The 12,190-nt window shown below is 64.0% G+C and carries 9 protein-coding genes; 4 read left to right on the top strand and 5 right to left on the bottom strand.

Translation table 11 applies throughout. From position 1 onward, the window contains the following. Positions 1-4: 4 nt before the first annotated feature. The 3 genes from GX444_12305 to GX444_12295 all read right to left on the bottom strand — a co-directional run bounded on the left by GX444_12305 (position 5) and on the right by GX444_12295 (position 5,112). Positions 5-1,603: a hypothetical protein gene (locus tag GX444_12305; GenBank protein ID NLH49364.1), complete on the bottom strand. Its 1,599-nt coding sequence runs from the start codon at positions 1,601-1,603 to the stop codon at positions 5-7. Between the two features lie 90 nt (positions 1,604-1,693). Next, complete coding sequence (priA, locus tag GX444_12300; GenBank protein NLH49363.1) at positions 1,694-4,240, bottom strand: primosomal protein N'; 2,547 nt, start codon at positions 4,238-4,240, stop codon at positions 1,694-1,696. Beyond that, on the bottom strand, positions 4,237-5,112 hold the full coding sequence (locus GX444_12295; GenBank protein ID NLH49362.1) for a UTP--glucose-1-phosphate uridylyltransferase: 876 nt from the start codon (positions 5,110-5,112) through the stop codon (positions 4,237-4,239). Before GX444_12295 ends, priA begins: the two co-directional genes overlap by 4 nt. A 209-nt stretch (positions 5,113-5,321) precedes the next feature. Between GX444_12295 and GX444_12290 the strand changes: the two genes are divergently transcribed. Genes GX444_12290 through GX444_12275 form a run of 4 tightly spaced genes read left to right on the top strand, consistent with a single transcriptional unit; the run spans position 5,322 to position 9,438 of the window. Next, positions 5,322-6,143 (top strand): 3-keto-5-aminohexanoate cleavage protein, encoded by an 822-nt coding sequence (locus tag GX444_12290; protein NLH49361.1) that lies wholly within the window; start codon positions 5,322-5,324, stop codon positions 6,141-6,143. Between the two features lie 10 nt (positions 6,144-6,153). Next, entirely contained in the window at positions 6,154-7,200 is a 1,047-nt protein-coding gene (locus GX444_12285) for an L-erythro-3,5-diaminohexanoate dehydrogenase (GenBank protein ID NLH49360.1), read from the top strand. Positions 7,201-7,213: 13 nt separating this feature from the next. After that, complete coding sequence (ablA, locus tag GX444_12280; GenBank protein NLH49359.1) at positions 7,214-8,461, top strand: lysine 2,3-aminomutase; 1,248 nt, start codon at positions 7,214-7,216, stop codon at positions 8,459-8,461. Beyond that, the gene (locus GX444_12275) at positions 8,458-9,438 is read left to right on the top strand and encodes a hypothetical protein (protein NLH49358.1); all 981 of its coding nucleotides are present in this window, start codon (positions 8,458-8,460) and stop codon (positions 9,436-9,438) included. Before ablA ends, GX444_12275 begins: the two co-directional genes overlap by 4 nt. Positions 9,439-9,618: 180 nt before the next feature. Here the strand turns inward: GX444_12275 and GX444_12270 are convergent, their stop codons facing one another. Further along, the gene (locus GX444_12270; protein ID NLH49357.1) at positions 9,619-11,028 is read right to left on the bottom strand and encodes a DHA2 family efflux MFS transporter permease subunit; all 1,410 of its coding nucleotides are present in this window, start codon (positions 11,026-11,028) and stop codon (positions 9,619-9,621) included. 19 nt (positions 11,029-11,047) lie between these two features. Next, positions 11,048-12,094 carry a UDP-glucose--hexose-1-phosphate uridylyltransferase gene (locus GX444_12265; protein ID NLH49356.1) on the bottom strand — a complete coding sequence of 349 codons (1,047 nt, stop codon included), beginning with the start codon at positions 12,092-12,094 and terminating at the stop codon, positions 11,048-11,050. Positions 12,095-12,190: the final 96 nt, after the last annotated feature.

Below are 12,190 nucleotides of genomic sequence, written 5' to 3'. Positions count from 1 at the left end.
CCCGCTAGCGGCCCGACCGCATTTCGAGCCGATCGATCCGTTGCTCGTAATCGTTCAGCAGGCGACCCATCTCGCTGAGTGATTGACCGATCAGCAATTCCATCTGGTTGAATTTTTTCAACGCTTCCTTGTCCAATCCCGCCGGCGCCGCCGCCGCGGCCGGCGCGGTCGCCACCGGCTCCCGCGTTTCCAATTCGCTCAGGCGTTTTTCCAGCGCCTCGAGATTGTGAACGGCGAAATACCGGCTCATCTGATCGAGTCGTTGCGCGATCCGCTCCACCGTCCCCCCGACGTCTTCGAGCCGTTTTTGCAGGTTTTCGATCTCGGTCCGCATCTTCCCCAATTCGACTCTTTCGGCCATGGTTAAATCCTCGTCATCTTCCTCGAGTGTCACTCCGGCAAATCCGTTGAAATCGCCGCCGTTCGCCGTTTCCGGCTCGGCAATCGCGGGGGATTCGGCGGTTGTCGCACCGGCCTCCCGCATATACTCGGGCAACGGTGCCAATTTGATTTTTTCCCGGGTTTTCCGCCGCGCCTTGTCCTTGCCCCAAAAATAAAAGATCAGCGCGAACGCCAGGCTGAGTAGGACCAGCGCGATCCCCAACAGCGTCTTGCCCAGTCCGAAACCGCCGGCTTTCTTGATCTGCTGCCGGTAGACCTCGCCGTCCTTGATGAGCTTGGAAAAGGTATTGGGATTGGCGGGATTGAACCGCCGACCCTCGAACATGGCCCCCATTTCCCGCTTGTCGTCCAACCCGTCGCTGTCGGTATCGGCCATCGTCGGATTGACGTAGATCCCTTGCCGGCGAAGCGCCATTTCTTCGCCGTCGGTCAGGCCGTCGCCATCGCTGTCGGGGTTTTTCGGGTCCAGCTTCGGAAATTTGCCGCGCAGTTCGAGTTCCTCGACGTCCGGCAGTCCGTCGCCGTCGTTGTCGACTTTCTCCGGGCTGCCGTCGACCGGCAACGCGCTGGGCATGGCCAGCAAGGCCGGACAACCCAGCGGATCGAAGACGCCGCGCAACCGTCCCTCGAGCACCATCGGTTCGGCGTGTTCGACGAACGACGTCAGCTTGCGCTCGAAGATCTCGCGGCATTCGAGGACTTTTGCCGGTTCAGAGGTGACCTTCCCCTGCCATTCGAGACTGGCATTGCGCATGAATTCGAGAATCGTCTTGCCGTCTTTATCATCGCGGAACGCATGATTCAGATTCACCAGCCGCACGGCGCCGATCGTCTCCTCGATGCCGATGCGGTCGGCGACATCGCGCACCTGGCGGACCGCCAGCGGATCGAATTCCTCCGCGGTCTTGTCGCCGAGTGTTTGGCGCTGCCCGAGCGCTTCGAGAAAAGCCGTCAGCCGCTCGCCATTCTCCGGCACCGCGGCGGGAAACAGGGCTTCGCCGATCGGTCGGGTGAATTTATCCGGGAAGACTCCGCTGACGGGAAAAATCAGCGAAACCGGCGCGCCGCCGCCGGCGGGGCTGGCGGTTAAAAGATTGAGGCCGCGCGCCTCGAACAGCGTCAGCGTCGGTCCGCCGGCGAGGGCCGGCGCCACGAACCACAACAGAAGGATCAGGACAACCCCGGTTGCTCGTCGCGTCACGAAGTGAATCCTCCCCAGGATTTTAGGCTGAATGTTCGGATTATTGACCAAGCAACAAATCAAGTAAAGCAGGACAAGCGGTCGGGCGGGTTAGATCACCGTCACCGGGTCGATGTCGAGGCGGAAGGTGCCGGCGGGAAAACGCTCTTTCTCCAGAATGACCGTCAGGCGGGAGCAGAGCAGGTGCAAGCCGGACGGTTTTTCGGCTTTGATCAGCAGATTCCAGCGGTACTTGCCTTGCACCCGGTGCAGCAGCGAGGGCGCCGGTCCGAGCGTCGCCGCGCCGGGTACGTCGGCGGGATCGGTGATCGTCCGGGCGGCCCGCATCGCCAGGCGGCAGGCTTCGACGCCGATTTTCGGATTGGGCGCCACGATTTTTAGCACCGCCAGCCGGGAAAACGGCGGGTAATGGAGGCGCTGGCGGCGCGGCGCTTCTTCCTGAAAAAAGCCCGGAAAGTCGTGGCGGACCGCGGCGCGGATGGCGTAATGATCGGGCTGGAACGTCTGGATCAGCACCCGACCCGCCAAATCCGCCCGCCCCGCCCGGCCGGCGACCTGGCTGAGCAGTGCGAACGCCCGCTCGGCCGAACGAAAATCGGGCAGCACCAGCGCGGCGTCGGCGTCGACCACCCCGACCAGCGTCACTCGCGGAAAGTCGTGCCCCTTGGCGACCATTTGCGTGCCGACCAGAAGATCCGCCTCGCCGCGCGCGAAGCCGCTCAGGATACGCTCCAGATCGTTTTTCCCCCGGACCGTATCGCGGTCCAGGCGGGCGATCCGCGCTTCGGGCGCGAGCTTGGCGATCTCCTCCTCGAGCCGTTCGGTGCCCATGCCGCCGTAAAAAAGGTTGACGCCGGCGCAGTTCGGGCAGGTGGCCGGCGGCGGCTCGGCGTGATCGCAATAGTGGCAGCGCAACTCGCGGGCCTTCTCGTGATAGGTCAGTGAAATGTCGCACAGCGGGCACTGCAGCACCGTGCCGCATTCGAGGCAAAAGGCGTAGGTGGAATAGCCGCGCCGGTTCAGGAAGAGAATCGCCTGTTCCTTGGCGGCCAGGGTTTCCTGGATCGCCTGGGCCAGAGCCAGCGAGACGACGCGGCCTTCGCTGGTCTGTTTGCGCCCGGGCTTGTCCTTCGCCTTTTCCTCCTCGGCCGCCGGGTCCTTCTTTTTGCGTTTGCGTCGATCGGCCATTTCCTGCCGCATGTCGACGATTTCCACCCGAGGCATCGGCGCGCCGGTCGGGCGGTTGGTCAATTCGAGCAATTGGTAACGCCCGGCGCGCGCCGCGGCGTAGGTTTCCAGGCTGGGGGTCGCCGAACCCAGCACGACCGGGCATTGGCGCAGCGTGCCGAGCTTCAGCGCCAGATCGCGCGCCTGGTACATGACGCCGTCTTCCTGCTTGAAGCTGTGTTCGTGCTCCTCGTCCACCACGATCAGCCCCACCTGATCGAACGGCGCGAACAACGCGCTGCGCGCCCCGACGACCACCCGCGCCTCGCCCTTCTGCATTCGCCGCCACTGATCGTAACGCTCCCCGTCCGACAGCCCGGAGTGATAAGGCGCCACGACCGGCCCAAGCCGCTTGACGAAGCGGCCCAGGAATTGCGGCGTCAACGAGATTTCCGGCACCAGCACGATGACCGCGCGGCCCAGATCCAGGCAGGCTTTGGCTAGTTGCAGGTATACTTCCGTCTTACCCGAACCGGTGACGCCGTACAGGCAATACGGCCGGTAGTGCCGGCGGCGGAGATCGGCCGTCACGCGCTTGACGGCCTCCTGCTGTTCGCCGGTCAATTCGACCTCGCCCGCCGCCAGTTCGGTCAGGCCGTTACCGACCGACCGATAGACCTCGCGATCGGTCGCTTCGACGATCCCCGCTGAAACCAGCAGGTTCAAGGACGATCGCGGATCGGCGGCGTTTTGGCGAATCTGGTCGAGCGTCGCCCAGTCCCCGTGCGCGGCCAGGAAAGCCAGAATCGATTCGCGCTTGGGCGCGCGGTGCGACAGCATAGCGCCCGCGTCGGCCGGCGCTTGCCCGGGGGCCAGCCGCCAGACGGTCTCGTATTTGCGCCGCGCCGTCAGCGGCGCCAGCCGGAACCGCTGCTCCAGAAAATCCCAGCGCACCAGGCGTTGCGCCTCGCGGTTCACGTCCTGGTTCAGCCGTTTGCCGAGCGCCGCGACGGTCAGTTCCTCGCCGCCGGCCAGGGCTTCGAGAATCCGGCGATCCAGAGGCTCCAGCAGCGGTCCTTCGAGCATCTTGGCCCCGGTGGCGGTGATGGCGAGCACCGGATGTGTTCCTTTGAACAATCCGGCGGGCAGCGCGGTGCGCAGCACGTCGCCCAGGGGAGCGAAATAGTATTCGGCGATGAAGCGGTAAAAGGGCAGTTGGCCCGCGTGGAAAACGGGCTCGGGGTCCGGAATGTCGACGAGTTCCCGCAGCTCGTCGCGCGACGACGACACCGGCAGATCGACGATGAACCCGGTGACGATCTTGCGTTTGCCGAACGGCACCTGTACGCGCACGCCGATTGCGGCGCGTTGGCGCAACCGCGGGGGGATCGAGTAGTGAAAGGTTCCGGGAACCGGCAGCCCGACGGCGACGTCGGCGATCCCGCCCGGTTCGGGCGTTTTTCTGGTCATTCCTTTTCCAAGAGGTGCCGCATCAGGTCCTTGAGCCTGCCTTCCAGTTCGGGCCGTTTCATGGCCAGACACAGGTTGGCTTCGAGGAAACCGTAAATGTCGCCGGCGTCGTACCGGATGCCGTCGAACTCGTAGGCGAGAATTTGATTCGTGCGGTTCAGTTGGATCAGCGCGTCGGTCAGTTGGATTTCGCCACCGACGCCCGCCTGGACTTTTTCCAGAATGCCGAAAATGCCGGGCGGCAGAATGTAGCGGCCGATAATGGCCATGTTGGAGGGCGCGTCCTTTTTCGGTTTCTCCACCATGGCTTTGACTTTCCACAATCCGGCGGCAAGCGGCTTGGGATCGGGGTCGATGATGCCGTAGCGCTCGACCTTGTCGGCGGGCACGCGATAGGCGGCAATCACCGGCGCGTCGTGCTTGTCGGCCATCTTCATCATCTGGGCGATGCAGGGGATCTCCGCATCGACGAGGTCGTCGCCGAGCAGCACCGCGAAGGGTTCGTCGCCGATGAAATTCTTGGCCGACAGGATCGCGTGGCCCAAGCCGAGCGCGATTTTTTGCCGGACCGAGTGCACCTGCACCGCGCGGCCGATATCGCGCACCATTTGCAAACGCTCGATATCGCCCTTCTTTTCGAGAAACAGCTCCAAGCCGACATCGATGTCGAAATAATCCTCAATCGCACCCTTGCCGCTGGCCGTGATGAACACGATTTCCTTGATGCCCGAGCGCCAGGCTTCCTCGACGATGTAATGTATGCTGGGCCGATCGACGATCGGAAACAATTCCTTGGCGACCACCTTGCTGGCCGGTAAAAACCGCGTCCCCAATCCCGCAACCGGAATAACGGCTTTTTTGACTTTCAACACCAGCCTCCATTTGTTGAGCTTGCGGAAGATACCAATTGGTTCTGGACATCCCTCGAAAGCGTAATAATACCGGCCCGTCTTGTAAAGGCAGTCCGCCAACGACCGCGGCGCGGGGTTGCCCGTATTTTAGCGCCGGATTAGACTCGCCCGCGACGCCGATTCGAACGTGGAAATCGATCTTTTTCGCTTTGCAACACGGGGGCCCTGACATGAACAAGCGATTCATCACCTGTGCGGTTACCGGCGCCGAAACGACGCGGGAAAAATGCCCCAACCTGCCGCACACTCCGGCGGAAATCGCCGCCGAAGCCAAGCGGGCATACGAGGCCGGCGCCGCGGTCCTGCACCTGCACGTGCGGCGGCCCGACGGCACGCCGACCAACGACAAGGCCGTCTTCGCCGAGGCCATCGCCCGCATCCGCGACCTCTGCCCGATCCTGGTCGAAACGACCACCGGCGGGGCGGTGGGCATGACCGACGCCGAGCGGCTGCAGCCGATCGACCTCGCACCGCCGATGGCCAGCCTCGATTGCGGCTCGGTCAATTTCAGCAACGAGATCCTGCCCAACAGCCTGCCGCAGATTCGCGAATACGCTCGGCGCATGCTGGCGGCCGGCACGCGGCCGACCCTCGAATGCTTCGATCTGGGCCATGTCCACAACGCGCGCATATTAATCAAGGAGGGCTTGCTCAAGCCGCCCTACTATTTCAGCTTCGTGCTGGGCGTACCGGGCGCGCTGCCGGCCGACATCAAATCACTGCTGGCGCTGATCGACGCCCTGCCGCCCGAGAGCGTCTGGGGCGGTATCGGCATCGGCGGGCGCGGCTTCTCGTTCATGATCCCGGCCAGCCTGCTGCTCGGCGGGCACATCCGGGTCGGTTACGAGGACAACATCTATCTCCGCAAAGGCGTGGTGGCGACTTCCAACGCGCAACTGGTGGAACGCGCCGCTTTCTTCATCCGCGAACTCGGCCTCGACGTCGCCAGCGTCGAGGAAACCAAAGCTCTACTGGGACTGGCGACCGCATAAGGAGAATATCGTGCAGAAAAAAGGCAACCGCTACGGCACCCATCGCGTCATCGAACCCCAGGGCGTGCTACCGCAGGCCGCCAAGCGTATCGACAACGACCTGTCGGAGATTTACGACAACGAAATCCTCTGCGACGTGATCACGCTCAACGTCGATTCGGCCAGCTTTAAAACCATTCTCGACCACGCCGCGGGCCGGGAAGAGAAGATCAAGGAAATCATGCTGGGCATCGTCGCCGAACGCGGCAAGCACCAGAACCCCTGGACCGGTTCGGGCGGCATGTTCATCGGCCGCGTCAATCGGATCGGCGACGCGCTCCGCGGCAAGATCGACCTGCAGCCGGGCGACAAGATCGCCAGCCTCGTCAGCCTGAGCCTGACTCCGCTACGCATCGACGAATTCGTCAAGATTCATCAGGAAAACGACCAGGTCGACATCCGCGGTCAGGCAATCCTCTTTGAAAGCGCCATCTGGGCCAAACTGCCGCCCGACCTCGACGAAAAACTCGCCCTGGCGGTGCTCGACGTGGCCGGCGCCCCCGCGCAGACCGCGCGGCTGGTCAAACCGGGCGACACGGTGCTGGTGATCGGCGCCAACGGCAAAAGCGGCCTGCTCTGCTGCTACGAAGCCCGCAAGCGGGCCGGCGTCACCGGCAAGGTGATCGGCACGGTGCGTCGCGCCGACGCCATCCCCGTGGTCCGGGAATCCGGCTTCGTCGACGAAATCGTCGTCGCCGCCGCCGACCGGCCGCTGGAAATGCTGGCCGCGGTCGAGCAGGTGACCGGCGGCGCGCTGGCCGACGTGGTCATCAACTGCGTCAGCCGGGAAAATTGCGAAATGGGCGCGATCCTGCCTTGCAAAGAAAACGGCATCGTGTACTTTTTCTCCATGGCGACCAGCTTCACCAAGGCCGCCCTCGGGGCCGAGGGCATCGGCAAGGACGTGTCGATGATCATCGGCAACGGCTACGCCAAGGGGCACGCCGCGATCACCTTGAACCTGTTGCGCGAGTCGGAATATATTCGCCGCGTTTACACCGAGCGTTACGTTAAATAGAAGGCGCTGACCGATGACCAAGAAAAAGCGGGACAAGTTCTGGGCCAAGGTGCCCAAAAAGGATTGGACCGACTGGAAGTGGCAGATGCGCAACCGCATCACCACCGTCGAGCAACTGCGCGCCGTGTTTCCCGAGATCGGCGACCAGGAGGCCGGCGAAATCGAGCTGGTGCTGCAGGTTTTTCGCATGGCGATCACGCCCTATTACGCGAGCCTGATCGACATCCGCAACCCGTTCTGCCCGATCCGCCAGCAGGCGATCCCGACCATCGCCGAGCTTGACCAGGTGCCCGAGGATCTCGAGGACCCGCTCGACGAGGATCGCGACGTCATCGCCCCGCACCTGACCTGGCGCTATCCCGACCGCGTGCTGATGCTGTTGACCGAGGTCTGCAACATGTACTGCCGCCACTGCACGCGCCGCCGCAAGGTCGGCGAGGTGGACGCGGCGTTCGATCAGGAAATTCTCGAGCAACAATTCGAGGCGATCGAGAAATACCCCGAAATCCGCGACGTGGTGCTCAGCGGCGGCGATCCGCTGACCCTGAGCGACGCCAAGCTCGAGGCGATCCTCAAGCGCCTGCGGCAGATCCCGCACCTCGAAATCATCCGCATCGGCACGCGCTCGCCGGTCGTCAATCCGTTCCGGATCAACCACGACCTGCTCAAGATGTTGCGCAAGTATCACCCGCTCTATATCAACACGCACTTCAACCATTACCAGGAACTGACGCCCGAGGCAGTCGCCTCCTGCGTGCGGCTGGCCGACGCGGGCATCCCGCTCGGCAACCAGTCGGTGCTGCTGCGCGGCGTCAACGACTGCCCGTGCGTGATGAAAAAGCTCGTCCACGGGCTGCTCCAGACCCGGGTGCGCCCGTACTACATTTATCAATGCGACCTGTCCAAGGGCATCAGCAACTTCCGCACCAGCGTCGGCAAGGGCATCGAGATCATCGAATCGCTGCGCGGCCACACCTCGGGTCTCGCGGTGCCGACCTACGTCATCGACTGCCCGGCCGGCGGCGGCAAAGTGCCGCTGATGCCCAATTATGTGGTCAGCCGCAGCGACGACCGGGTGATTCTGCGCAACTTCGAGGGCAAGATCACGGCCTACAAGCAGCCGACGCGCAGCGAATCGGTCCACGGGCACGACCCGGCCTGCGACGAAACCAAATATCACAGCAAGTTCGGGCCGGCCCGGCTGTTCCAGGAAAACCACCTGGCCATCGAGCCGATCTTCCGCGACCTCGACGAGCGGTGAGCATCCTCGACGCCATCGCCGCGGAACGCGGGCCGCTGTTCATCGTCGGCTCGAGCAAGAACAGCGGCAAAACCACTTTCCTCAACTACCTCAACAAGGAACTGGCGACGCGCCTCGCGCACCCGGTGGGCCTGCTGACCATCGGCCGCGACGGCGAGCCGGAGGACGCGGTGTGGCACCACACCAAGCCGCCGGTCGCCCTGCTGCCGGGCAACCTGTTCGTCACGGTGGAAGCCGAACTGGTGAGGTTGGCGATGGACGCGGAACTGGTCGAGGCCCTGCCCTTCGCGACGATGCTCGGCCCGCTGGTCATCGGCCGCGCCGGCAACAAGGTCAAGGCGGAGATCATCGGCCCCGACACCAATCGTCAGCTCTGGCAGATCGTCGCGCGGCTGGAAGAGCACCGCTGCGGGCACCAGCTCATCGACGGGGCGTTCGAGCGCCGCACCCAGGTGGCCTCGCACGACGGGGCGCGGCTGATCCTGGTCGTCAGTCCGGATATCGCCGGCACGCCGGAGGGCGCGGGGCGCTGGCTGGCGCGGCAGTCGGACTTGTTCGGCCTGCCCAAGCCGCCGGGGGGATTTCCCGCGCCGCCCGATGTCGCGCCGCTGGGGCTTTATTGGTGGCGCGGCGACCAATGGACGACCGAGCCGGCCAAGGGCGCGCCGGTCTATTGCAAGGGTCCGCTCACCGATTCGCTGGTGGATCGGCACCTGAAGGATTTGCGCGACCGCGAAATATTGATTGAAGATCCGACGAAGTTTTTCCTCGACGACCTGCGCTGGAAACGCCTGCAACGCCGCCTGCGCGGTTTTTACGTGCAGCGCCAACTGCGTTTGCTGATGGCCGCCGTCAATCCGTTCGGCCTGATGCGCCGCTTCAAGGCGCCCGCCTTCTTCGACGCCATCGCCAAGGCCTGTCCGGATTTGCCGCTGATGGATGTGGTGGCGGGGTTGGAAAACAAGAAGAAGGCTTGAGTCTTACGGGACGCAATCGGGACATAGGTAGGAGCGCCTTTCCAGGCGCGATTTTTTTGTAGGGCGCGTTTCGAACGCACCCAGGTGGATTAGAAATCCACCCCTACACAGGTCATGTAGTCGCGATAGAAGAAAATAAATCGCGCCTGGAAAGGCGCTCCTACGAAAAAAAGCCAAGCCTCAAGCCTTTTTCCTATTCCCCCAACCCGCGACGATGACCGACGCGAAGGAGACGGCGGCGGCGACCCAGAAGGCGTGGCGCTGGGCGAGGAAATCGGCCTCGTTCCAGGGGTGGCCGGTGGTGCCGCCGGCGGCCTCGAAGATGGCGGTGGCCAGGGCGATGCCGATGGTCATCCCGAGCGTGCGGGCCAACGCCATGACGCCCGACGCCACGCCCTGCCGATCGCGCGGCGCTGAACCCATCAACGCGCTCGAATTGGGCGACACGAAAACGCCCGTCCCCAAACCGACGACGCCCATCCAGACCGCGGCGGCCCAGTGCGGCGTACCGGCGCCGATGGTCGACAGGCCGAGCAGCCCGACTGACAGCACCAGCAAACCGCCCATCGCCAGCGGCCGCGTCCCGATGCGATCGGAGAACCAACCCGCCGGCGTGGCCGAGAGTGCCATCATCGCCGGCTGCGCCATCAGCAGCATCCCGGCGGTGGCGGTCGAGCCGCCCAGGCCCTCGGTCAGGCAAAACGGCAGCAGGATCAGCGGAATGAACAGCGAAATGTAGTTGCCCAGCGCCGACAACACCGCGCCGCTGAAAATCCGCGACTTGAAAAGGGAGAAATCGAGCACGGGCGTGGTGTGCCGCCGCTCGATCAGCACGAAAACCGTCAACACCGCCAAGCCGAGCAATCCGCTGCCGACGATCCACGGCGAAGTCCAGCCCCATTTGTCGCCCTCGACCAGCGCCAGCAGGGCGAACGGCAAACCGAAGAGCAGCGCCGCCGTCCCCGCCAGGTCGAACGGGCGTTTCCGATCGAGCCGCAACCGCGGTAAAAACCGCCAGCCGAGCACCATGAGAAACAATGAAATCGGCAGATTGAGGAAAAACACCCAGCGCCAGCCTCCCAGCGCGATCAGCCAGCCGCCGAGCGGCGGGCCGAGGGTCAGGCCGACGTAGGTCGCGGTGGAAACCATACCCAGTGCCTGGCCGCGTTTGGCCGCCGGGAACGAAGTCGTCAACAGCGCCGGCCCGGCGGCGAGCAGCAGCGAGCCGCCGATGCCCTGGACGATCCGCCCCGCCACCAGCAACCACAACGCGTCGGCCAGCCCGGTGCCGAGCGAACCGACGAAGAAAATCAAGAAACCGACGAGGTACGTCGTCCGATGGGTCCAGAGGTCGCCCGCCCGGCCCGCCGGCATCAGCAGCACGGCCGTGGTCAGCAGATACGACAGCATGATCCAACTGACGCTGCTGAGTTGCACGTGCAATTCGGCGGAAATCGACGGCAAGGCCAGCGAGACCGTCGAGTTGGCCATGGCGGAAAGGAACGTGCCGACGCCGATGACCGCGAGGATCACCGCGGGGTGCGTTTGTTTTTCAATCTCCGGCCCGCGTCCGGAAGCGTCGGTGGTCATGGCCGATCCTTGGTGAAAATCATGGTTGCCGTTTCTTGTAATGCTCGTCCGGCAGCTCGCGCAGGCGCGCGGCGGCCTGCTCGGGCGTGATGTCGCGTTGCGCCTGGGCCAGCATCTCGTAGCCGACCATGAATTTTTTCACGGTCGCCGAACGCAGCAGCGGCGGATAAAAATGTGCGTGCAATTGCCAGTGGTCGTAATCGCCGGCGATGGTCGGAGCGCCGTGCCAGCCCATCGAGTACGGGAACGACGTTTCGAAGAGGTTGTCGTAGCGGGTCAGCAGGCGCTTGAGGATATCGGCCAGGGCGTCGCGCTCGTCGCCGGTCAGATCCGGCAGGCGCAAAACGTGGCGGCGCGGCAACAGCAACACCTCGAACGGCCATTCCGCCCAGTACGGGACCAGCGCGACCCAATGCGCGTTTTCCACGACGATCCGTTCGCGCTTTTCGGTTTCGAGCGCCAGATAATCGAGCAGCAGCACCGTGCCGCCGGCGGCGAAGTACTCCCGTTGCCGGGCTTCTTCCTTGATGGCCTCGTTGGGCAGGAGGCTGGTCGCCCAAACCTGACCATGCGGATGCGGGTTGGAACAGCCCATGATCGGGCCTTTGTTTTCGAAAATCTGCACCCAGGGATAGGTGCGGCCGAGCTCGAGCAGTTGCTCCGCCCACACATCCACCACCCGGCGGATGTCAGCCGGCTCCATTTCCGGCAGGGTCAGGTCGTGACGCGGCGAAAAGCAGATCACTCGGCAGACGCCGCGTTCGCTGCGCGCATCGAACAGCGGATGCGCGGGCGGGGGCGAATCGGGGGTGTCGGCGAGCAGCGCGGAGAAATCGTTGGTGAAGACAAAGGTGCTTTCGTAGACCGGATTGCGGGCGTCGCCGGCCCGCTGGTTGCCGGGGCAGAGATAGCACTTCGGGTCGTGGCTCGGCCGCGTGTCCGGGGCGGACTTTTCCACCTGGCCTTGCCAGGGGCGCTTGGTGCGGTGCGGCGACACCAGGACCCATTCGCCGGTCAGCGGATTGCGGCGGCGATGCGGATGATCGGTCGGGTTGAACAGGCTCATTGATTCTCCTCGATACAAAAAGCGCGCGCAGGCGCGCGGTTCCCGCCGCCTGAATTTAATGAGTGCCCCGATAATTGCAAGGCGGCCGTCGATTTT

The sequence above is a fragment of the Myxococcales bacterium genome (assembly GCA_012517325.1).
Lineage (GTDB): Bacteria > Lernaellota > Lernaellaia > Lernaellales > Lernaellaceae > JAAYVF01.
The sequence above is the reverse complement of the archived record's forward strand: the minus strand, read 5'-3'. Positions and strand labels throughout refer to the sequence as shown.

Excerpts from the sequence above, each read along its gene's own strand:
- GX444_12290 (NLH49361.1), top strand. The coding sequence starts at position 5,322 with ATGAACAAGCGATTCATCACCTGTGCGGTTACCGGCGCCGAAACGACG.
- GX444_12265 (NLH49356.1), bottom strand. The coding sequence starts at position 12,094 with ATGAGCCTGTTCAACCCGACCGATCATCCGCATCGCCGCCGCAATCCG.
- GX444_12270 (NLH49357.1), bottom strand. The coding sequence starts at position 11,028 with ATGACCACCGACGCTTCCGGACGCGGGCCGGAGATTGAAAAACAAACG.
- ablA (NLH49359.1), top strand. The coding sequence starts at position 7,214 with ATGACCAAGAAAAAGCGGGACAAGTTCTGGGCCAAGGTGCCCAAAAAG.
- priA (NLH49363.1), bottom strand. The coding sequence starts at position 4,240 with ATGACCAGAAAAACGCCCGAACCGGGCGGGATCGCCGACGTCGCCGTC.